Origin of the sequence: Streptomyces bambusae, assembly GCF_020532645.1 — a bacterium.
Lineage (GTDB): Bacteria > Actinomycetota > Actinomycetes > Streptomycetales > Streptomycetaceae > Streptomyces > Streptomyces bambusae.
Genome location: NZ_JAJAUZ010000032.1, coordinates 1 through 20917, shown reverse-complemented (window position 1 = coordinate 20917; position 20917 = coordinate 1). Strand labels below are relative to the sequence as shown.

Here is a 20917-nt window from a genome sequence, read left to right as displayed (position 1 = left end):
GCACACCCGGCTTCCGGCCGGAGCCGCCCGCCCGTCGCCCGCTCGAAGGCCCGGTCTCCCGCTGCGGGAGGCCGGGCCTTCGAACGCTGTGGGGCCCGGGTCCTCAGAATCCGGCCGTCCGGTAGTCGGCCCCGATGACCAGGGTGACCGCCGCCGGCCCGGCATCGCCCTGGGGTCGCAGCCGAGACTCGTCCAGTCCGAACGCCGCGGCGAGGGCCAGCGCCGCGGCCCGCCCCTGGGGGCCGTACTGGATCACTGTGACCCGCTGGGGCTCGGGTGCGTCACCGGTGCCTGCCGTGCGGAAGCCGGCCGCGGCCGCCTTCCGGGAGACGGCGGCCGCCTTCCCCGCCACCTCGGTGCCGTTCAGGACCGTCACCGTGACCTTTGCGCGCGGCAGCGGAGCGGGCTCCTGCACGGGGGTGCTGCCCAGGGGCACGCCGTTCTTGTCGACCGGCTTGTCCTCCCGGAGTGCGGCGAACAACCGGTCCGCGGCGGGCTTCCACACGACGTTGGCCGTGTCGGAGGGAACCACGACCGAACGCGGCTGGTTGGGGACCGTCACGAACGTCAGCTTGTCCTCGGGCATGGCCTGGAAGTCCTTCGCGAGTCCGAGCAGTCCGGAGAGCCCGCCGAGTTTGGAGTCGATCGTCAGCGACTTGGTCGCCGCGTCCGCCAGCCGGTACATCGCCGGTGCGTCGAGCTTGCGCGCCTTGACCGAGGCGAAGAGGGCGTCCAGCAGCTCCTGCTGGCGGCCGATGCGGCCGATGTCGCTGCCGTCGCCGAGCGCGTACCGGGCCCGGGCGAAGCCCAGGGCCTGCTCGCCACCCAGCTTCTGGCAGCCGGCGGGCAGCGACAGCGAGGCCTTCTTGTCCTTGATCGCCTTCGGCAGGCACATCCGGACCCCGCCCAGGGCGTTCACCATGTGCTTGAAACCGGAGAAGTCGATCTCCATGAAATGGTCGATGTGCAGGCCGGTGTTGTGCTCGACCGTCTTGATGGCGCAGGCGGCGCCACCGGCGACGCCTCCGCTCGAACTGCCGGTGGCGAAGGCGCTGTTGATCTTCCCGGTCGTCGGGCGGGAACTGCTGCCGTTGCCCAGGTCGCAGCTCGGGATCTCGACCCACGAGTCACGGGGCAGGGAGACCACCGTGGCCCGCTCGTGGTCCGCGGACAGGTGGAGGACCATCAGCGTGTCGGACTGCTGGCCGGTGTAGCCCTTGCCGTACGCGCCGTTCGTCCCGGCCCGGCTGTCCGAGCCGATCAGGGCGATGTTCACGGCCCCCTGCGGCGACTGTGCCGGGCGGTCGTTCCCCAGCGACGACGTCACGTCGGCCGTGGTGATGTTGCCTTCGAGCTTCGAGTAGAAGGCGTACGCGAGCGAACCGCCGCCCACGGCCACCACCAGCGCGGTGACGATCCCGGCCTTGACCAGGTTCCGGCGCCGGCTGCGGGCGCGGGTGTGCGCGCGGGTCTCCTGGCGGGAGAGCGGACGCTCGGGCGGGGCGGGGGCCCCCGGCGGCCCGCCGCTCTCCCGGTGACGGTCCTTCCTCATCGCCGGGACCGTTCGCGTGGGGCGGGCCCGGGGGACACCAGCTGCCACAGGCCCTGCCGCACGCGGTAGAAGGTCCGCCGCGCCGGGTGTGCGGTCTGCGGGCCGGGCTGCCGGCGGGATCCGGCCGCGGCGGCGTGGTCGACGGGTGCGTGCGGCATGGCGGGCCTCTCGGTGGGTCGGTGGGGGAGCAGTGGCGCCCCGCGGGGAAGTCCATCCTCGGAGCCCGCGGCTTGCCGGTTCCTTAGCGCCCGGTTGCCGGAACCCGACCGCGCCGCCGGGGCGCACGCGGTGGGGTGGTGGACCGGGCCCCGGCGGGGCAGGTGGTCAGGCGGCCTGCGCGGCGCGGAACGCGGCCGGCAGCAGGGGGAGTTGCGCGCCCATGACCACGTACGGGTCGTCGTCTCCGGGGTCGCTGCCGGCCGTCACCAGGTCGTGGTAGCCGTGGCGGGCGTAGAGGCGGCGGGCGGCCGAAGGCCGGTGCGGCGTCGTCAGGATCACCCGGGGCTCCGTCGCGCGCGAGCACAGCGAGGTGAGCAACCGGGTGCCCAGACCCCGTCCCTGGAACTCCGGCAGTACGTGCAGCTCGCAGAGGTAGAAGGAGTCCTCGGCCCAGACGGACCGCCCCGCCGCGTGCAGACGCGCGGTCACCGGATCGCGCCACGGATAGGACCGCCCTGCCGGAATGCCGTACGCGAAGCCGACGAGCCGGCTGCCGGCGAACGCACCGAGCGCGGTCAGACCGCGGGACGCCCGTGCCCGGCGCTCCGCGGCCCGGCGGTCGAGCGCGCGCGGCGGCATCCCCAGCGCCTGCGCCTGGACCCGGAGGGTGTCCCTGGCGAGCGCGGCGACATCGAAGTGCCGGACGGCCGGTGCGGGGGAGAGGGTGCGGACGTTCATGAGACGGACCTTCGCGGAGGGGACAGTGGAACGACGGCGGCCGCCGTTGGGCGGCGAGGGGTGGGGCGGGGCCCGACGCCCTCGGGCGCACGGGCGCCGGCCCGTGGCGGCCGGGCCTCCCGCGAGCGGGGTCCCGGTTCGAGCCGACCACCTCCGGGCAGGAGCGGGCAATCCCGTTCGGGCAGCGGCGGGGCCAGGGGCGGACCAGCGGAGACGGCGGCGAGCGCGGGGAACAGCCTGGCCGGTGACCGGCCGAAGGGCTGCCCGGACGGGTGCCCCGGAGGACCGGGGGCGGAGCGGACCGACAGCGCAGCATGTGCAGCCCACGAAACCGGCGGCCGTGATCGGCGGCACCGGTGACGTGCACCGGAAATCGTTCACGCACTGCGGAGTTGGGACACATGGCATCACGGATCGACCTGGTCGTCGGAGGAGAGCGGGCTGCGGAGCTGGTCAACGCGTACCGGGCCCGCCTGGCGGAGATGGACTGCCTGCCCGAGCGGGCCGCACTCGAAGTCGCCTGCCACGCCTATGCCTCGGGGTGCGTGCACCTCCTGGCGGCGGCCGGCCAGGTGTGGGTGCGTGACGGCGCCGACGACGGCCACGAAGCGGCTTCCGAACCCACGGAACTGCTGGTCCTGTCTCTGGAGAACAGCGAGCTGGGGCACTTCGCCTTCTGCCGCGAGCCCTGCGGCATCGTCAGCAGGGTGCCGCTGGAAACCCTGGGCGACCGGTACGAACTGGCCCGCTGGCCGCAGCCGCAGGACGCGGACCCGGTCCGCTGACCGCGCGGCCGGGCGCCGGGCCGCCCGTCGGGCGGACCCGACGGGCCGGAGGGACCGGAGAACCACCGGGACTCAGGCGGCCGCCTGCGAGCGGCTGCGCACCTCCGCCGCCGGCTGCCGGATCACCCGGGGCCGCCCCAGCAGGACGGGGTGCCCGGGCGTGTGGGGCCGGCCGTGGTGCAGCGCGGCAGCCACAGTGGGCGCCGCTGCCTCCGGCTCGCCGTGCCGGGCCTCGCGGCAGGCGCGGCAGATCGGGATCTGCTCGCGCCGGTGGATCGCGTAGCCCTGCGCGGTGCCGCAGGCCCCCGTCCACTCCGGCTCGGCCCGCGGGTCGTCGATGGTTTCGTCGTCCCAGCACCAGGGAGGGGCGTACCCGTTCTTGCGGGCCCGGGTTCTGGCCGTGCTGATGTGCCACGAGCTGCGGCCCGCTGCGGCGGGGTCCGTGTGCTGGTACTCGTCGTAGAGGGCGGCGATGCGCTGTGCGGTCGCCGCGTACACGTAGCTGCGGCCGCGCTGGCCCAGCATGAGCGCGCTGATGTTGCCGGCGCAGATCCCCAGCCGGTCCGCCATCCACACGCAGTCGTAGCCCAGGGCGTTGAGGGCCTGCAGCCGGCGCCGGGTGCCGCTCGGCGGGAGGTGGGCGCCCGAGCGGCCCTGGTCCGGGGGCAGTTGGAGGCGGAGCGTCCAGAGCTTGTCGATCGTGGTCTGCAACAGGCACGCGATGCGGACCCGCCGCCCGTTCACCACCCGGTACCCCTTGACCAGGTGCATGATCGTGTCCCGTCCGACGCCGCTCTGGGCGGCCATGGCGTGCGAGGTCATCCCGCCCTCGTAGTAGAGGCGGCGGACGTGGCGCTGGACGGCGTCGATGTCCTTGCTGCGGGAGGGCGTGCCGCGCTCGGCCAGGTACCTGCGCCGCTTGGCGTCGCGCCGCGCGAGCGCACTCTGTTCCGCGGTCATCTCGGCCCGGGGCGTGTACTTGGACAACGGGCTCACCCTTCCACAACGTGACCGGTGGGACGGTCGGAGACGGTTCGGGCGCAGCGTGTGCGCCGGTGCTCCACACCGTAGGCAGGGCCCGTGGGCCGCTCCTCCACCGATCGGCGGGCCCCACCGGTGGAGGGCCCGGGGCCGATCCGCGCGGACACGCGTGCGGCGGCCCTCGGCCCGGCCCGCTCCGTGGGGCAGGGGAGACGGGGGTCGACGCCAGGCCCCCGGTGCGTCGAGCCGCCGCTCGCAGCCCGGCGTCGCGCGGAAGGCCCGCCACCGGTCCCGCGGCGCCCGGCCCCGGGGTGCGCGCCGCGGCATGCCCCGAGGCGTGGGATGCGGCCCCCGACGCAGCGCCCGCGGCCGGCCGTGGCCATGGGCTCTTCCAGTGCCCGCTCCCGCGCAGGGGACCCGGCTTCCGGGCGAGGGGGTCGTTCTCGTCGCCGCGCCGCCCGCACCCGTGCGGGGGGACGCGGCGGCCGGGCGCTGAAGAAGCCCGGCGCCATCGACCGCCCGCTCCTCCCGCGAGGACGCGGCCCCGAGGAATACGCCCGCAGCGTCCGCTCCCGCGCGGGGACCCGGCCTGCGCCCTCCAAGGTGCCGGCCGCCTTCATCGACGCCCGTTCCCGCGCGGGACCCGGTGACAGGCGGCGTGTTCATGGCCAGGCTCCGGGCCGCCCGCACCCGCGCGCGGGGACCCGGCCACGGCACGGCCGGTGTGCCGGAACCTGGTCCGGCGGCCGTTGCCCGCCGTAGGGGCGCAGGGCGAGGTGGCGCCGGCCGCACCCGCGCGCCGACCGCGCCTCGGGCGGGGGCACCACGCCCCTGGCCCGTGCTGTTCGTCCCCACCGTCCTGCAGCCGCCTGGCCTCCGTGCGGGGCCCTGCCTCGCCTGCCGCGTCGCCGGGCCGGTGCCGGCTCCGGGTGCCGGGTGCAAGGCCGTGCCCCCTGTCGGCCGGGCGTCGCGCGGCTGCGGAGACCGGTCTGCCGCAACTCACCGGCCCGGGGCGCGGGGGCCGGGTCCACCGTCTCGGTCCTCCGATCGGGGGGCCCGCCCGGCCGGGGACGCGGCGGACGGTGGCAGTGCCCGATGCCCGGGCGGATCCGCCGCCACCGGACCCCGCGCCGACGGCCCCGCCCGCGGCCCGCGCGTCCGGTGCCACTCGCGCACGCCCCGACCCCGCCGTGTCCCCGGCGGGGCGGACCGACCCAGGAGACCCGTATGCCCAGTGAATCCGCCCGTCCCCCTCGCCCCGGCCCCCGGCCGTCGGCGGGACGGCGCCGCCTCCTGGCCGTCGGGCCCGCAGTGATCGCCGTGCTCTGCACCGCCGCAGTCGCCCTGTCACTGGTGCTGTTCGCGCGCCCCTCGGCCGCCGCCCCGCTGACGCGGACGCTGCCCGGAGCGCCGGTGCAGCCCGCCTGGCCCGCGGCGGGCCAGGCGGCCCTCGGGATCGCCGGCGCCGGCGAGACCGCCTCCCCGGGCCAGGTACCCGTACCGACGGCCAGCACCGCCAAACTCATGACGGCGTACGTGTTCCTGAACCGGTACCCGCTGCGGCCCGGCCGTCCCGGGCCGTCGTTCACCGTGTCCGCCGAGGAGGCCGCCCGCCACCGCGCCCGTGCGGCCCGGTCCGAATCGGTCGTACCCCTGCTCAAGGGGCAGCGGCTGACCGAGCGCCAGGCGCTGTCCGCGCTGCTCGCGGCCTCGGCGAACAACGTCGCGGACGAAATGGCCCGCTGGTACGGCCCGGACCGGGCCGCCTTCGTGGCCGACATGAACAGCACGGCCCATCGGCTGGGCATGCGGCACACCCGGTACACCGACCCGAGCGGCCTGGCCCCCACCACCGTCAGCACCGCGGCCGACCAGGTCAGGCTGCTGGTGGCGGCCCTGAAGACACCGGAGTTCGGCACCCTCGCCGGGGCCTCTTACACGGACGTGCACGGCCGGGCCCATGCCAACACCAATCCCGTGCTGGGCCGCTACGGAGTCTTCGCCGGCAAGACCGGCACCACCCGGGCCGCCGGGCGGAACCTGGTGTTCGCCGCCCACCGCGACATCGCCGGGCGGGACCGGCTCGTGGTGGGCGCAGTCCTGGGCCAGCCGCGCACCTCGACGCTGACGGCACCCGTCCGCCGGCTGCTCACCGGGACCGACCACGCACTGGTCACCGCCCCGGTCGTCCGCAAGGGCGAGGTGCTCGCCTGGCTGCGCGGCCCGTCCGGCCACCGGATCGCCCTGCGCGCCGCGGACGCGCTCTCGGTCACCGGACCGCCCGGCTCGACGGTGCACCTGACCGTCGAGCCCGGGGCCGCCCCCGCCGACGGGGCGCCCGCCGGCAGCGAGGCCGCCCGGCTCCTCCTCACCGGGCTCGTGCCGGCGCCGGAGGAGGGCGGCTCCGCCGCGGCCGCCGGGCCGCCCGCTCCCGCAGGCCCGGAGGGCACCGCGGCCACCGGTGGGGGTCCGGCGGGCGGAGCCGGTGCGGGCGTCGGTCTCGTCACGGCCGAGCGGCTGCCCCGGCTGCCCACCCCTCCCGTGTTCCTCCCCGGCCCGGCGGCCCTGCTGCCCCGCTTCCTGCTGCGCTGACGGGCGGGGCGGCGCGCGACCTGTCCGGCCCTCGACCTGCGCATTTAGACCGCCCTGGGGTGGAAGTCAATCCCCCTAAAGGCCGCATTCACATCACCTCAAACCGTGCCCGTCCGCCTCCTCCGGACCCCGGTGCCCGCGTACAGGATGGGACCTCATCACCCCAGAGAGGCCCCCCACATGACCAGCACACCACGGACGGCGATCCGTGTCCTCGTCGCCGACGACCATCCCGTCTACCGCCAGGGCGTGTGCCGGGAGCTGGAAGCCGACGAAGGCCTGGACGTCGTCCGGGTCTGCCAGGACGGCAAGGAGGCCCTGTCGGCCATCATGGAGGTCGAACCCGATGTCGCCGTGCTCGATCACCGGCTCCCCGGCCTCGACGGCGCCCAGGTCGCCCGCACCGCAACGGAATCGGGTTCGGCCACCAAGATGCTGATCCTCTCCGCATTCACCGAGAACGCGACCGTCTACCAGGCACTCAGGGACGGCGCCTGGGGCTACCTGACGAAAGAGGCCGAGCCCGACGAGATCGTCGACGCGGTCAAGGCCTGCCACCGGGGCGACCCCGTCCTGCCGCCGCGTCTGGCCGCCGGGCTGATCTCCGAGATCCGCACCCGCACCGAGGCCCGCGACCCGCACCTCACGCAGCGGGAGACGGAGATCCTCAGGATGCTGGCCTCCGGCATGTCCACCCCGGACATCGCCCGCACCGTGTTCCTGGCGCCCTCGACGGTCAAGACCCACATCCAGCACATCTGCGACAAGCTGGGGGTGTCCGGCCGGGCCGCCGTGGTGGCGGAGGCCATGCGCCGCGGGATCCTCGATTAGTGCCGCCCCGGGCGCTCCCCCCACCGCGGGCCGCCACCTCCGACCATCCCGCGCCGCCTGCGTCGTACGGCCGGCACGCGCGCGCGTGTGCCGACGGACCGTCGACGTCCCCCACATCATGGACACGCCGGTGAAACCCGCACCCCACGGAGCCGCGACGGCGGCCCGCACGCGCGCTGCGCCCCCCTCCGAGCCTGCGGGCACCGTCCGTCCGGTCGGCGAGCTCGCAGACGTCCAGACCTCGTACCGGGCGGACCTCCACCGCATCGCGGCCTGGTTGAGGCTCGGCTTCCTCGTCGTGCTCGCGGTGGCCGCGGCGCAGCCCCCCGGCGGGGACCTGCCCCCGGCCACCGAGACCGCCGTGCTCGCCGGATACGGACTGCTGGCCCTGGCCGCCACCACGATCGGCCGCCGGCTCGTGCCGCTGCTGCGTCCGGCCGCCCGGTTCGCGGCCGTGATGCTGTGGGCCGACCTCGCCCTGGTCGTCGGTCTCGCCCTGATGTCGGACGGCACCCCGGCGCTCGCCCTGGCCGTGTTCCTCGTTCCCATGTCCGCGGGCTTCCAGCTGCCCGTACGGCAGACCGCCGCGCTCGCCGCCACCGGCCTCGCCGGATACGCCGCCCTGCTCGCCTGGGACGACCGGCTCCGCGGGCGCACCGTCGAGGAGAGCGCCGTCGCGGTCCTGGCCTTCCTGCTGCTGACCTGCGGCGCCTGCCTGGTCGTGGCGCGGCAGCAGCAGGAGCGCCTGGACCGGATCCACCGCCTCACCCGCGAGCGCGCACAGCTGCTCGCCGAGGTCATGAGCGCCGAGGAACGCGAGCGAGCCGCCCTGGCCGAACTCCTGCACGACGGACCGCTCCAGTCGGTGCTGGCCGTACGCCTGGAACTGGGGACGGCACAGCGCCTCGCCGGGCCGGATGCCGTGGCGACCGCCCGCGTGCGGCTGCTCGACATCTCCCGGCAGCTGCGCGACCTGACCGCCGAACTCCACCCCCTGATGCTGGAGGCCAAGGGCATCGGCCACGTCCTGCACCTGCTCGCGGGGACCACGGCCGAGCGCGCCGGACTGGAAGGCGAATGTCACGTCACCGTGGGCCACGTCGCCGGGCCGCCCGACCCGCGGGAGGCCATCGTGTTCACCGCGGCCCGGGAACTCCTCAACAACGTGGTGCTGCACGCCGAGGCCACCCGGTTTTGGGTCTCGCTCGCCGACGACGCGGGCGTGTGGCGACTGGAGGTCCGGGACGACGGCCGCGGCATCGCCCCCGGCGAACCCCGCAGCAAGCTGCTGAGCGGGCACATCGGCCTGGCCTCCCAGCGCGTGCGGATCGAGGCGGTCCGCGGCGCCATGGCGATCACCTCCGGCACCGGGGGCACCACCGTGACGATCACCCTCCCGCCCGTGTCGCGGCCCGCCGGCACGTCCGCACTCCCCGCAGCGGCCGACCGGGCCCACGACGCCGACCGGCGCCCGACCGGCGGGTAGGGCCGCCGTGCGTGTCTTCTCCTCGTCCGGCACGGGCACCCGGCGCCGCGGCGGGCCCGGTCCCGCCACCGCAAGCCCGGACCCGCCGGCACCGCGCAGCCGTGCCGAGCGGCGCCGGCTGGCCCGCCGCGTCCGCCGCCGCCGGGCCGGCCGCGCTCCGCGCCGCATCGCCGGGGCCCTCGCCGGCAGCGTTCTGCTCACCCTGCTGGTCAAGACCTTCGCCGTACAGGCATTCGTCATCCCCTCGGCGTCCATGGAACCGACGCTGCGCATCGGCGACCGGGTCCTGGTGGACACCTTCTCGCCGTGGACGGGAGACGCCCCGGCCCGTGGCGACGTGGTCGTCTTCACCGACCCCGGCGGCTGGGGGCCAAGGACGGCGCCCGGCGAGCGGTCCGGGTTCCCCGGCAAGGGCTGGCTCACCGCACTGGGACTCGTCCCCGCGGACGACGGCCGGACGCTGGTCAAACGCGTGGTCGCGGTGGGCGGCGACACCGTCGAGGGGGACACGTCCGGGCGGATCCTGGTCGGTGGCGAGCCCGTCGATCCGCCGCAGGGCGCGCCGGAGCGGCCCGCCGGGGCGCACCGGCCGTTCCGCGTCACGGTGCCCGCCGGCCGGCTGTTCGTCCTCGGCGACAACCGGGGCAACTCGGCGGACTCGCGGGTCCACCTCGACGACGGCCACGGCGGGACGATTCCGCAGGACTCCGTCGTCGGCACGGCCCTCGCGGTCGCCTGGCCCACTGCGCACTGGCGGTCCCTGTGACCGGCCCGTCCCCCGCACGCGTCCGCTGATCGGCGGACGACCACCGCCCCGGCCCGCAGGAGCATGGAGGGGTGTTCCCGCAGCAACGCCGCTCCCCGGAGCCCCGTCTGCCGGAGCCCCCTGTCGCGGCGTGAGACCGGTCCATCGGCCGGCCGGACGCCACAAGCCGTGCCGTACCGGCCCGTTCGATTGGCGAGAATGCGTTGAACGCCAGAACTCTGTCGTCTTTGCCGGCCACCGGCACCGCGACCACGCTGCCCGTGTCCCCCCTGTCCCGGCCCCGCCCCGCGTCCCTCGCACCCCCGCTGCCGGTCCCGGCCATCGAGCCCGCCCCGCCCACGCTGTCGCTGGGGGTCGAGGAGGAGTACCTCCTCGTCGACGCCCGCACCTGGCAGCTCGTCCCGGCCGCGCCCCGGATCCTGGCCGACGTCGCGGCCGCCGGGCACCCCGTGCACGGCGAGGGCACCTGCTACCAGGTCGAGACCGCCACCCCGGTCCACCACACCCTCGCCGGGCTGCGCGGCAGCCTCGCCGGCGCCCGCCGGCTCCTGTCGGAGGCCGCACGCGCCCACGGGTGCCGCCTCGTCGCCGCCGCCTCCCCGGTGCTCGCCCCGCCGTCCCCGATGGACCTGAACCTGGACCAGGAGCGCAGGCGCACCCGGAAGGCGCTGTTCGGCACCCTCACCGACAGCCTCGTCGGATGCGGGCGGCACGTGCACGTCGGCGCCGTGACCAAGGACGACGCCGTCCGGCTCTCCAACCGGATCCGCCCGTACGTCCCCGCCTTCATCGCGCTGGCCGCCGCCTCGCCCTTCTGGAACGGACGCGACACGGGCCACGCGAGCTGGCGCACGGTCAACTGGTCCGCCTGGCCCTCGGCGGGACTGCCGCCGCACTTCCCCTCGACGGCCGCGTACGACCGCGCGGTGCGCGAACTGCTCGACACCGGGGCCGCTCTGGACCGGGGAATGGTCTACTGGGACCTGCGGCCGAGCAGCAACTGGCCCACCCTCGAACTGCGGGCCCCCGACATGTCGCCCGACCTCGACTCCGCCCTCCTCCAGGCGGCCCTGGCCAGAGCGCTCGCGCTGCACGCCCTCGCCGGGGACCCGGAGCCGCACGCCGGGCCCGCCGTCTCCGACCGGCTGCTCGGGCTCGCCCGCTGGCGGGCCGCCCGCGAGGGCCTCGAAGGCTGCGGGATCGACCCGTTCACCGGCGCCGACGTCCCCTCCGCCACTCTGGCCTGGCGGCTCGTCGACCTGGTCGGCCCCGAACTGGAGGCGGCGGGCGACTACGACCACGTCGCCCGGACCCTGAGGCGCCTGGTACGCGACGGCTCGTCCGCCGCCCGCCAGCGCGCCGTCTTCGCCCGGCGCTGGTCCTCCGCCGACGTCCTGCGCCACCTCGCCGACGAAACCGAGGCCTGCTGAGGACCGCACGGTTCCCGGCCCCGCCGGCGGACTGCCCGTACGGCTGTCCGCCGGCCTCGTGGCACCGGCGCCCGGCCCCGCCAGAGTGACCTCACGGAACGCGGTGTTCCGTGAGGTACGGGGCGAAAGGGCGCAGCAGAATGACGGGACGGGGACAGCAGGACGCCCGGCACCGGGCGATGGTGGGCGCGGCCGCAACGGCCGCACTCCTGTCTGCCTTCGCCCTCCAGCACGCGAACGCGGCGCAGGCCGGATCCATGCCCCCGGCCGCGGGGCGGACCGTTCATGCCGCGGCCGCGGCGCAGCCCGCCCTCCACGGTTCCACCGTCGTCTCCGGCTCTCTTGAGGGCACGTGGCCCGCCGGACTCGGGTCGCCGGGCGGACGCCCTGCGGGGCCGGCCCCGGACGATCCCGATGACGGATCCGGCGCCGGCGAGGGGTCCGACGCCGACGGCGACACCCGGGAGGCCGGCGCCGACGACTCCGCTTCCGGTGCTTCCGACGCCCCGGGCAGCGGCCCCGGCGGCGATACCCCTGACCGGCCGGACGCCGATCAGGACCGTCCCCCTTCGGGCGCCCACCTTCCGTGGCTGGCCCTGGGCGCGGCCGGCGCCCTCTGCATCGGAGCCGCCCTGCTGATCGCAGCACGCCGCCGGGCCTGACGGCCGTGTCCCACGGCCGTCAGGCCCGGCGCTGCCGGTCCCCCGGACCGCTCAGCCGAGCGCCGAGCCCTCCTTCCACTGCGACCAGGACAGGTTCCAGTCGCTCAGCCCGTTGTCCGGCCTGATCGTGCCGCCGCCCACGGAGTCCTTGACCACGACCACGTCGCCGAGGAGCGAGTTCCGGTAGAACCACGCGGCCGGGGCGCCGGGGTCCCCGCCGCCCTTCACGTCCTGGAGCCCGATGCAGCCGTGACTGGTGTTGACCGTGCCGAACACCTTCTCCGCGGCCCAGTAGTTGCCGTGGACGAAGGTCCCCGACCGGCTCAGCCGCATCGCGTGCGGCACGTCCGGTATGTCGTACGCCGGCTTCCCGTCCTCGTCGAGCAGACCGACGGTGGAACCGTTCATCCGGGTCGTGAGCTCCTTCGCCGAGATCACCATCGTGCCGTTGTAGGTGGCGTGGTCGGGAGATCCGGCCGACACCGGCAGTTCCCGCAGGAGCCGGCCGGAGCGCACCACGGTCATCGTCGAGTCCGCGGCGTCGACGGTCGAGATCTGGGACCGGCCCACGTCGAAGCCGAACGTACGGTCCCGGATGCCGACGGCGTCCGGGGCCGCTTCGACTCCGTCGAGCGCCAGCCGGACCCGGACCTTCGCGCCGGGCTCCCAGTACGTCTCGGGCCGGAAGTCCAGCCGGGTGCGGCCGAACCAGTGCCCGACCGCCTGCTGCCCGCTGCTGGAGGTGACCGTGACCGCCTTCTGGACGGCCCGTTCGTCGCGGACGGGCTTGTTGAAGGTCAGGGACACCGGCATGCCCACGCCCACCGTCGGCGTGCCCTTGGCCGCGGCCGGCACGGTGGTGACCCGCAGGACGTCCGACGCCGGCAGGGTCGTGAACGAGGAGTCCTCGCTGACCCGGTCCCCGGCGGCGTCCCGGGCCACGGCGTGCACCGTGTACGTGGTGTCCAGGGCGAGCGTGCCCCCGGATGTCCAGTGCTTCCCGTCGGGCGAGAGCGTGCCCTCCTGCCCGGCACCGTCCGGCGCGGGCCGCAGGGTCACCGCATCGAGCCTTCCGCCGGCCACGGACACGGACGCGCTCTGCGACGGCAGCACCCCGGTCGTCCCCTCGGGAAGACCGAACGAGATCCGGGGTGCCGCCACGGCGGGGACGGGTGCGGCCTCCCCTCCGGCCGAGTCCGGCAGTGCAAGGGCACCGGCCGCGGCCGCGGCGCACACCCCCGCCACCAGGCAGACCGTCGTGGTGCGTGAGGGCTTCTTCATCGATCGGCTCCGGGGCTCTGGGATACGGGTCCACGTGCTGCCCCGCCATCGTGTCCGCGCCGCACGCCGGGAACCTCGTACCGCCGGCCCCGCTGCCGGTCTCCGCAGGCTCCCCCGATCGGAGGACCGAACCGGTGCCGGCACCCGAAGCCGTCGCGCCCGCAAGGATGTGCGGGCACCCCGGAAGGGAGCGCCCGCACCTCCGTGCCCCCGGCAGGACTCGAACCTGCGGCCAAGTGCTTAGAAGGCACCTGCTCTGTCCACTGAGCTACGGGGGCGGGCCGGCGGATGCCCCTGCTGCGGAGGCGGATCCCGGCACCGCGCCAGGCTACCGACCGGGCGGCGCCCGTCCGTCCGGGTGTGGACCGCTGCCGCGGCCGCCGCCGGCGGCGGTGAACGGCCGGGCGGCGGCGCGGCGTGCGGTTCCGCGGGCCCGGCGGCGCTGTGCGTCGTCGGTCTCCCCGGGCATGGGCGTACCCGCCTCAGTGCCGCCGGACCGTCGTTGCGTCCGACGCCGGGGGAGTGCCCGCTCCACCGGTCCGGTCCACCGGCCGGGGGAACGAAAGGGCAACGCCTCCGCCGCACGCTGAGGACGTATCCCCACCGCCGTGCCCGCCCCGCGGGCCGAGGAAGGCAGGTCCCGGTGAGCACGTCCGAAGACAAGCAGGCGCCGCAGTCCCCTGAGACGCAGGCGCCGACCACGCCGGAGCCGGCCCCGGGCACCGAAAACCGGGCGCAGGCCGCCGGCCCCGCCCCGGCTGGCGAGGCAGGGCACCCGGTGGAGGCAGCCGCCGAGGAGGCGGCCGAGGCCAAGGACGGGTCCGCGGCCCCTGCCGCGGACCAGACCCCTGCCCCGGCCCCCGAGGAGGCATCTGCCCCGGCCCCCACCCCCGAGCAGGCCCCGGCCGCACCGCAGCGGCCCGCCGCCGAGAGCCGGGCATCGGAACCGGCCGCCCCCGAGGGGCAGCCGACGGACCAGCCCGCCCCCGAGGCGGCGGCCCCGTCGGAGCCCCCCGCCGGACCCGGTGCCGTCTGGTACACGAGCCCGCAGGCCGCCGCCTGGTACGCGGGGAGCACGGGGAACGTTCCTGCTCCGGAGCCCGCACCCCGGCCGGGCCGGACGTTCCGGACCCGCCACCTGGTCGCCGCCTGTGCGGGCGCCGCCCTGCTCGCCGGTGTCGTCGGCGGCGTGGCCGGCTCCCTGGCCTCCGGGGTCGAGGCCACCATCGGCCTGCGCTCCACCGCCTTCGCGGGCGATGCGGGGCCCCAGGGCGCCGGACCGGTGCCGCACGTGGCAGCCGAGGCCCTGCGGAGCACCGTGACGATCCAGTCGGACCGCCCGGGCGTACAGGCGGTGGGCACCGGCTTCTTCTTCGACCACTCCGGTCACATCCTCACCAACGCCCACGTGGTCGACCCCGAAGGCCGGCCGGCGACCAAGCTCACCGTGACCTTCTCCGACGGCCGGACCTGCCGTGCCTCGGTGGTCGGAGCAGCCAAGGGCTACGACATCGCAGTCATCAGGCTCGACGGGAAGCACCGCACCCCGCCGCCGCTCACCCTCGGCAATTCGGACCGGGCGGTCATCGGCGAGCCGGTGGTCGCGGCCGGTGCCCCGTTCGACCTGCCGGGGACCGTCACCTCCGGCATCCTCAGTGCGCTCAACCGGCCGGTGACCACCCAGAACGGCTCGGCGACCGCGTACCTCAACGCCCTCCAGACCGATGCCCCGATCAACCCCGGCAACTCCGGCGGGCCGCTGATCGACGAGGCCGGCCATGTGCTCGGCGTCAACTCCGCGATCACCGGCGTGACGTCGCCCGACGGCGGCCCCGCCGGCAGCGTCGGGCTGGGCTTCGCCATTCCCATCAACCAGGCCAAGTGGGTCGCCGAGGGCATCATCGAACACGGCGCGGCCGAATACGCACAGCTCGGCTTCCGGGTGAACCCGCACTACACGGGCACCGGTGTGCAGATCTCGGACGCGAAGGACGGCGGCCCGGACGTCGTGGCGGGCGGCGCGGCCGACCGGGCGGGCCTGCGCCCCGGTGACGTGATCACCGCGATCGACGGCCGCACGGTCGCCAACGCACCCGCCCTGATGAGTGCGGTCTGGTCGCACCGCCCCCACGAGAAGGCCGTCGTCCAGTACGTGCGCGAGGGCCGCACCCACACCGTCATGGTCGTCCTGGGCGCGCGCATGACGCAGGCCTGACGCAGGCACCCGTACGATCACGATCGCCGTACGCATCCGGGCCGAGTGCTCCGCGGTCTGCAGCACCCACGAGGCGTGCTCCACGGCGGAGAACGCCCCCTCCAGTGCGTTCAGCCGCTCGCAGACCGCCGTCATCACCTCGGCGACATCGGCGGACAGCAGCGCGCGTTCGGACGCGGGGAGGCTGCCCCACAGGGCGCGGCACTTCGCCAGGTTCGGCCGGAAGCACTCCAGGCCGTACGCGACGACCGCCGCATGGGCCCCGTCGACGGCGCCGAGCGGCAGCGGCTCACGGAAGCCGGACTCACGGGCGTGGAGCGCCAGCCGCCACGCCGGGTGCAGCCGCCCCCGCTCACCGGTGAGGTCGGTGCTGATGCGGGTGACGGCGCAGGTCGGCTCCCCGTAGGCGATGTCGAGGAGCAGGAACTTCACCCGCCACACCTCGCCGCGGCCCAAGGTGGCCTCCGGGGCGCTGAAGGTGTTCTCGACGGAGCCGTCCGACCCCTTCGTGCGCAGGACGATCCGCTCCAGGTGGAGGTTGTCGGCCGTGAACTCGCGCGCGACCTCCTCGAACCGGAAGAGCTCCCGGCAGAACGCCGCCTGCGCCTCAGCCGACATGGCTGCACTCCGCGTTGCGGTCCGCCCCGCGGCACGGAGCGACCTGGCAGCCGTCGGGGAGCAGCTCTCCGGTGTCCTCGAAGAGCGTCACCCCGTTGCAGAGCCGGCTCCAGCCCTGTTCCGGATGGCGGACCACGACCACGGCGGCCTCCCGGTCCGGGGAGAGCGCCGACGGGCAGGTCGGTTCATGTGTGCACATCGTGCTTCCTTCTCGCAGGGGCAGGCCGTGGCGCCGGAGGTCCGCGTCGGCGGTGCCGCGTGGACGCGGGTCCCGCCCGTCTTCGGTCACGGAGTCTCCCGACCGCACGGGACGGGCGCAGCGGCGCGCGGTGCAAGCCTTCGGGCAGGCCCGGCGAGGGGGGTGTGGACAATCTCGGTAAGGGGGGCGTGGACCGTCCCGGCATGCGTACGGCCGCCGCGACGGTCGTTCCGTCGCGGCGGCCGGGGGAGGGCCGTAGGCTGCCCGGAAGGTCCGCCGGTCAGCGTGCCCGGGGGCGCCGCCGCGGGTGCAGGGCCTGCCCGGCCGACGGGCCGCCGCCGTGCCGGCGGTGCCGCTCGGCCAGGGCCCGCAGCTCATCGGCCGAGGCGGCGTCCCCCATGTCCTGCATGCAGCCGGCCAGGCTGTCGAGCGCCCGCCGCATCGCGTCGCAGTCGCGCTCCCCGCGGGCGTGGTCGAACCAGAGCAGGGCGAACACGGCCCGGTCCGCCACGTCGTCGAGGGAGCTGTGCGTCATACCCGGACCCTACGACGCGGGACCGGCATCCGACCCGGCCGATCGACCGCTCTTCGAGGGGACCCCGTACCGGCCGTTGGGGGGACGAACGTCCCGCGGGCGCGCCCGGCACCGGCCGGGAGGCGCCGCCCGCGCCCCGCGAGCGGCTACCCTCGCCCCGCGGGGGCGGGACCGCCCGGCGGCCCCGCCGGGGCGGCGGACGCTTCCGGGCCGAAGGAGCCGCATGCGCATCGGAGTGTCCGGGACCCACGGCACCGGCAAGACCACGCTGGTGCACGAGCTGTGCGCGCTGCTGCCGGGGCACGAGGCCGTGGAGGAGCCGTACCTGCTGCTGGCGGAGGACGGATACGACTTCGCAGACCCGCCCTCCGTGGAGGACTACCGGGTGCAGCTGGAGACCTCGCTGCGCCTCCTGCGGTCCTCGGCGGGCGACGTCGTCTTCGACCGCACGCCGGTGGACTTCCTCGCCTACCTGGCGGCGCACGGCCGTGACGTCGAGGACGTGGTGACAGCGGAGGCGCTGGAACCGGCCATGTCGGGCCTCGACCTCCTGGTGGTGCTGCCGGTGACGGCGGCGACCGAACGGGACCTGCCGGCGGCCGACCTGCCCCGGCTGCGCGCCGCCGTGGACGCCGCGCTGCTGGAGATCGTCCGCGAGGACCCGCTGGACGCGTGGCCCGACCTGCCCGTTCTGGAGCTGGCCGGTCCGCCCGCCGGCCGGGCCGAGGCCGTGGTGAGGGTGGCCGCGGGGCTCCCGTAGGCGGGGCCCCGGGCCCGGGCCCGGCGCGTCAGCGGTGCCGTTCCCGCTCGCGCCGGCCGTAGGTGCAGACCTTCGGAGTGGCGCCGGGTGGCGCGAACCGGTCCCCTGCCGGTCCGTCGGCAACCGCCGCCGTTGACATCTGGAGTACGCCTCTCCACATTCCTCGATGTCATGCACACGACGTGAAGGAGGGGAAAATGAAACGGCGAAGAGCCTCCGGCAGGAGCCGACTCCTGTTATCGGGCACAGTCATCGCACTCCTGGCCCTGCTGCTCGGCCCCGCGACCGCCGGAGCCTCGGCGGGACCGGCCTGGTGGGAGCCGGTGGCCCGGCCGGCGCCGGACTCGCAGGTCAACGTCACGGGCGAGCCGTTCACCGGCACCGACGCCCGCGGCCGGGTCCGCGGATACGTCGACGCACACGTCCACCTGATGTCGGACGAGGGCTTCGGCGGCCGCCTGGTCTGCGGCAAGGCCTTCTCGCCCGGCGGCGCGGCGGACGCCCTCAAGGACTGCCCCGAGCACTACCCCGACGGCGTCCTCGCCCTCTTCGACATGATCACCAAGGGCGGCGACGGCCGCCACGACCCGAACGGCTGGCCCAGCTTCCGGGACTGGCCCGCCCACGACTCCGCCACCCACCAGCAGACGTACTACGCCTGGGTGGAGCGCGCCTGGCGCGGCGGCCAGCGGATCCTGGTCAACGACATGGTGACCAACGGCGTCATCTGCTCGCTGTACTTCTTCAAGGACCGCAGCTGCGACGAGATGACCGCCATCCGGCTCCAGATCAAGAAGACCTACGAACTCCAGGACCACGTGGACCGCATGTACGGCGGTCCCGGCAAGGGCTGGTTCCGGGTCGTCACCGAACCCGCCCAGGCCCGCCGGGTCATCGAGGAGGGCAAGCTCGCCGTCGTGCTCGGCGTCGAGACCTCCGAGCCGTTCGGCTGCAAACAGGTCCTCGACGCGCCGCGCTGCACCATGGAGGACATCGACCGGGGCCTCGACGAACTGCACCGCCTCGGCGTGCGCAGCATGTTCCTGTGCCACAAGTTCGACAACGCCCTGTGCGGCGTCAGGTTCGACTCCGGAACCCAGGGGATGGCCATCAACGTCGGCCAGTTCCTGTCCACCGGAACCTTCTGGAAGACCGAACCCTGCCCCGGCGCGCAGCACGACAATCCGATCGGCTGGGGGCTCGCCCCGGCCGGGGCGCATGCCGCATCCGGGTCCACGGGGGACGGCGGCGCCGACACCGACACCGGCCCCGACGCGGCCGCCCGCGCCCGGATCCTCGCCGCCCTGCCCGAAGGCACGGACATGCCGGACTACGGCGCCGCCCTCCAGGCCCAGTGCAACCGCCGCGGCCTGACCGCACTCGGCGAGTACGCCGTCCTCGGCATGATGAAGCGCTCCATGATGCTCGAAATCGACCACATGAGCGTCAAGGCGGCCGACCGGGCCCTGCGCATCCTGGAAGCCGAGCACTACCCCGGGGTGCTCTCCACCCACGGCTGGATGGACGAGGGCTGGACCGAGCGGGTCTACCGCCTCGGCGGCTTCATCACCGGCCACATGTACGAGGCCCCGGCGTTCATCGCCGAAACCCGCAAGCACGCCGCCCTGCGCGCCGCGTACGGTGCGGGCTTCGGCATCGGCACGGACATGAACGGCTTCGCGTGGCTCCCCGGCCCCCGGGCTGCCAACGGCAACCCGGTCCGCTACCCGTTCCGCAGCCCCGACGGAGGCTCCGTCCTGGACCGGCAGGTGACCGGCAACCGCGTGTGGGACGTCAACGCCGACGGCGGCGGCACCCATTACGGCCTCGTCCCGGACTGGATCGAGGACATCCGGGTCTCCGGCGGCCAGGACGTGGTCGACGAACTCATGCAGGGCGCCGAGGGGTACCTGCGCACGTGGGGCGGCAGCCACGCCCACCGGACGCCGTTCGCGCCGCTGGTGCGCGGCTACCGGCCGCACCACGGGCACCTGGCGTCCTCGCGCCCCCTCCCCGCCGGCTTCAGCCACGAGGCGGTCTGGAAGGTGCTCCGCGAACCGGCCCCCGACACGGTACGGCTCTACGAATGCCAGGTCGCACGCCACTCCCTGCTGACGCGCGACCCGGGATGCGAGGGACAGCAGCACCTCGGCCCGGTCGGCTACGTGTACACCCGGCAGGTCCCGGGTTCCGTACCGCTCCACCGGTGCTACATCCCGTCCGTCTTCGACCACTTCGTCACCGGCAGGCCCGACTGCGAGGGCCCGTACACCAGGGAGGGCGTACTGGGTTACGTCATGCCGCCGGCCGCCTGAGCCCGGCGGTCTGCGTCCGGCGTCCCGGGGCCTGCGGCCGCGACCGCGGGCCCCACCGGTCGGGCCGTGCGGGTCCGTCCCGGCGTCCCGGCATCACAGGGTGGCGGTGGTCTGCGGGCCGGCGGGCACCGCCGCGGCGAACGGCAGCGGCACGACGAGCACCGGGCAGGTCGCCCGCGCCGCGCAGTGCCGGGCCGTCGACGTGCCGGGGAAGCGCAGCCTCCGGCGCGGGGCGCCGACGACGAGGAGGTCGCCCTCCCGGTCGGCGACGCCGGTGAGGACCGGGCCGGCCCCGCCGAGCAGGGACACGGCGGAGAACCGCACTCCCGGCGGTGCCGCCGCGCCGAACGCGTCCTCCAGCAGGCTGCTGAGCAGTCGCTCGCCCAGTTGCCGCTCCGCCACGACCTGCTCGGGCGTGTGCGCGGTCGGCGGGACCGCCAGCACGGCCAGCACCTCGGCGCCGCAGCGCCGCGCCTCGGCCACCGCGCGGTGCAGGGCGGTGAAGCTCTCCAGGGATCCGCTGAGACCCACGATGATCCGTCGGGGGAGGTCCTGTGTCACGGCCAGACCCTTCCGCTAGTCCGTCAGGCTGACCCTTCGCACGCTACGGAGGCGCACCCTGCCCGGTGATCCCCCGATCAGCCCCGTACGCCGGGGGAAGGGCCTCTCGCCGGTCCGTCCGTGGCTGCCGCCGGCACCGCACCCGGCCCGTCCGCGGGTGCCCGGCGGCCGCAGCCGGGCACCCGCGGACGGGCCTTCCCCGCCGGGTGCGGCCCGTGCCGGCCGCACCCGGCGGGGAAGGCGGCCCGGGGCGGGCACATCCCGGGGCGAGGATGTGCCGTTGCCCGCCCCGGACCAGGGGCCTCGGGCGGACCCACCCCGGGGAGGAGGGTGAAACAGGTCAGCCCGTGCACTGCCGGCGTCTCCGTCCGGCGCGGCTCCACCCTGGCAGCAGCCCGCATGCCGCAGCCCCCTGCTTTCGGAGGTCCTTTCGGAGGACCTCCACCCGTAC

Annotated in this window: 18 protein-coding genes and 1 tRNA gene; 10 read left to right on the top strand and 9 right to left on the bottom strand. The window is 75.4% G+C overall.

Annotated features, from left to right (window positions below; genetic code table 11):
• Positions 1–103: 103 nt before the first annotated feature.
• From LG634_RS21990 to LG634_RS21980, 3 genes are all read right to left on the bottom strand, one after another.
• Entirely contained in the window at positions 104–1552 is a 1449-nt protein-coding gene (locus tag LG634_RS21990) for an LCP family protein (protein ID WP_226735627.1), read from the bottom strand.
• Positions 1549–1710, bottom strand: a complete 162-nt coding sequence (locus tag LG634_RS21985; protein WP_226735626.1) for a hypothetical protein — start codon at positions 1708–1710, stop codon at positions 1549–1551. The genes LG634_RS21990 and LG634_RS21985 overlap by 4 nt, the downstream gene beginning before the upstream one ends.
• Before the next feature lie 166 nt (positions 1711–1876).
• Positions 1877–2449, bottom strand: a complete 573-nt coding sequence (locus LG634_RS21980) for a GNAT family N-acetyltransferase (protein ID WP_226735625.1) — start codon at positions 2447–2449, stop codon at positions 1877–1879.
• 401 nt (positions 2450–2850) lie between these two features.
• Here LG634_RS21980 and LG634_RS21975 point away from each other — a divergent pair, with 401 nt between their 5' ends.
• Entirely contained in the window at positions 2851–3234 is a 384-nt protein-coding gene (locus LG634_RS21975; RefSeq protein ID WP_226735624.1) for a hypothetical protein, read from the top strand.
• Positions 3235–3306: 72 nt separating this feature from the next.
• On the opposite strand, the gene LG634_RS21970 is transcribed toward LG634_RS21975, so the two are convergent.
• The gene (locus LG634_RS21970) at positions 3307–4221 is read right to left on the bottom strand and encodes a hypothetical protein (RefSeq protein ID WP_226735623.1); all 915 of its coding nucleotides are present in this window, start codon (positions 4219–4221) and stop codon (positions 3307–3309) included.
• A gap of 1221 nt (positions 4222–5442) precedes the next feature.
• Here LG634_RS21970 and LG634_RS21965 point away from each other — a divergent pair.
• The 6 genes from LG634_RS21965 (at position 5443) to LG634_RS21940 (ending at position 11982) form a co-directional block, all read left to right on the top strand.
• Complete coding sequence (locus LG634_RS21965) at positions 5443–6807, top strand: D-alanyl-D-alanine carboxypeptidase family protein (RefSeq protein WP_226735622.1); 1365 nt, start codon at positions 5443–5445, stop codon at positions 6805–6807.
• A gap of 180 nt (positions 6808–6987) precedes the next feature.
• Positions 6988–7638: a response regulator gene (locus tag LG634_RS21960; protein ID WP_226735621.1), complete on the top strand. Its 651-nt coding sequence runs from the start codon at positions 6988–6990 to the stop codon at positions 7636–7638.
• A 130-nt stretch (positions 7639–7768) separates the two neighbouring features.
• A complete protein-coding gene (locus LG634_RS21955) occupies positions 7769–9124 on the top strand; it encodes a sensor histidine kinase (protein WP_226735620.1) in 1356 nt (451 codons plus the stop codon).
• Between the two features lie 7 nt (positions 9125–9131).
• On the top strand, positions 9132–9890 hold the full coding sequence (lepB, locus tag LG634_RS21950; protein WP_308072635.1) for a signal peptidase I: 759 nt from the start codon (positions 9132–9134) through the stop codon (positions 9888–9890).
• 260 nt (positions 9891–10150) lie between these two features.
• Entirely contained in the window at positions 10151–11320 is a 1170-nt protein-coding gene (locus LG634_RS21945; protein WP_226735619.1) for a carboxylate-amine ligase, read from the top strand.
• Positions 11321–11460: 140 nt separating this feature from the next.
• Positions 11461–11982, top strand: a complete 522-nt coding sequence (locus LG634_RS21940) for a hypothetical protein (RefSeq protein ID WP_226735618.1) — start codon at positions 11461–11463, stop codon at positions 11980–11982.
• A 51-nt stretch (positions 11983–12033) separates the two neighbouring features.
• On the opposite strand, the gene LG634_RS21935 is transcribed toward LG634_RS21940, so the two are convergent.
• The gene (locus LG634_RS21935; RefSeq protein WP_226735617.1) at positions 12034–13263 is read right to left on the bottom strand and encodes a L,D-transpeptidase; all 1230 of its coding nucleotides are present in this window, start codon (positions 13261–13263) and stop codon (positions 12034–12036) included.
• Between the two features lie 205 nt (positions 13264–13468).
• A tRNA-Arg gene (locus LG634_RS21930) sits at positions 13469–13541 on the bottom strand.
• Positions 13542–13906: 365 nt separating this feature from the next.
• Between LG634_RS21930 and LG634_RS21925 the strand changes: the two genes are divergently transcribed.
• A complete protein-coding gene (locus LG634_RS21925) occupies positions 13907–15478 on the top strand; it encodes a S1C family serine protease (protein ID WP_226735616.1) in 1572 nt (523 codons plus the stop codon).
• A 607-nt stretch (positions 15479–16085) separates the two neighbouring features.
• Here the strand turns inward: LG634_RS21925 and LG634_RS21920 are convergent.
• Positions 16086–16295, bottom strand: a complete 210-nt coding sequence (locus LG634_RS21920; RefSeq protein ID WP_226735615.1) for a DUF5999 family protein — start codon at positions 16293–16295, stop codon at positions 16086–16088.
• Positions 16296–16575: 280 nt separating this feature from the next.
• A complete protein-coding gene (locus LG634_RS21915) occupies positions 16576–16830 on the bottom strand; it encodes a hypothetical protein (protein WP_226735614.1) in 255 nt (84 codons plus the stop codon).
• Between the two features lie 223 nt (positions 16831–17053).
• On the opposite strand from LG634_RS21915, the gene LG634_RS21910 reads away from it, so the two are divergent.
• Positions 17054–17590, top strand: coding sequence for an AAA family ATPase (locus LG634_RS21910; RefSeq protein WP_226735613.1), 537 nt, complete (start codon positions 17054–17056; stop codon positions 17588–17590).
• A gap of 197 nt (positions 17591–17787) precedes the next feature.
• Positions 17788–19905: an amidohydrolase family protein gene (locus tag LG634_RS21905; protein WP_226735612.1), complete on the top strand. Its 2118-nt coding sequence runs from the start codon at positions 17788–17790 to the stop codon at positions 19903–19905.
• Between the two features lie 93 nt (positions 19906–19998).
• Here the strand turns inward: LG634_RS21905 and LG634_RS21900 are convergent, their stop codons facing one another.
• Positions 19999–20466 carry a universal stress protein gene (locus tag LG634_RS21900; RefSeq protein WP_226735611.1) on the bottom strand — a complete coding sequence of 156 codons (468 nt, stop codon included), beginning with the start codon at positions 20464–20466 and terminating at the stop codon, positions 19999–20001.
• Positions 20467–20917 lie beyond the last annotated feature (451 nt).

Excerpts from the sequence above, each read along its gene's own strand:
- LG634_RS21990 (WP_226735627.1), bottom strand. The coding sequence starts at position 1,552 with ATGAGGAAGGACCGTCACCGGGAGAGCGGCGGGCCGCCGGGGGCCCCC.
- LG634_RS21985 (WP_226735626.1), bottom strand. The coding sequence starts at position 1,710 with ATGCCGCACGCACCCGTCGACCACGCCGCCGCGGCCGGATCCCGCCGG.
- LG634_RS21980 (WP_226735625.1), bottom strand. The coding sequence starts at position 2,449 with ATGAACGTCCGCACCCTCTCCCCCGCACCGGCCGTCCGGCACTTCGAT.
- LG634_RS21975 (WP_226735624.1), top strand. The coding sequence starts at position 2,851 with ATGGCATCACGGATCGACCTGGTCGTCGGAGGAGAGCGGGCTGCGGAG.
- LG634_RS21965 (WP_226735622.1), top strand. The coding sequence starts at position 5,443 with ATGCCCAGTGAATCCGCCCGTCCCCCTCGCCCCGGCCCCCGGCCGTCG.
- LG634_RS21960 (WP_226735621.1), top strand. The coding sequence starts at position 6,988 with ATGACCAGCACACCACGGACGGCGATCCGTGTCCTCGTCGCCGACGAC.
- LG634_RS21940 (WP_226735618.1), top strand. The coding sequence starts at position 11,461 with ATGACGGGACGGGGACAGCAGGACGCCCGGCACCGGGCGATGGTGGGC.
- LG634_RS21935 (WP_226735617.1), bottom strand. The coding sequence starts at position 13,263 with ATGAAGAAGCCCTCACGCACCACGACGGTCTGCCTGGTGGCGGGGGTG.
- LG634_RS21920 (WP_226735615.1), bottom strand. The coding sequence starts at position 16,295 with ATGTGCACACATGAACCGACCTGCCCGTCGGCGCTCTCCCCGGACCGG.
- LG634_RS21915 (WP_226735614.1), bottom strand. The coding sequence starts at position 16,830 with ATGACGCACAGCTCCCTCGACGACGTGGCGGACCGGGCCGTGTTCGCC.
- LG634_RS21910 (WP_226735613.1), top strand. The coding sequence starts at position 17,054 with ATGCGCATCGGAGTGTCCGGGACCCACGGCACCGGCAAGACCACGCTG.
- LG634_RS21905 (WP_226735612.1), top strand. The coding sequence starts at position 17,788 with ATGAAACGGCGAAGAGCCTCCGGCAGGAGCCGACTCCTGTTATCGGGC.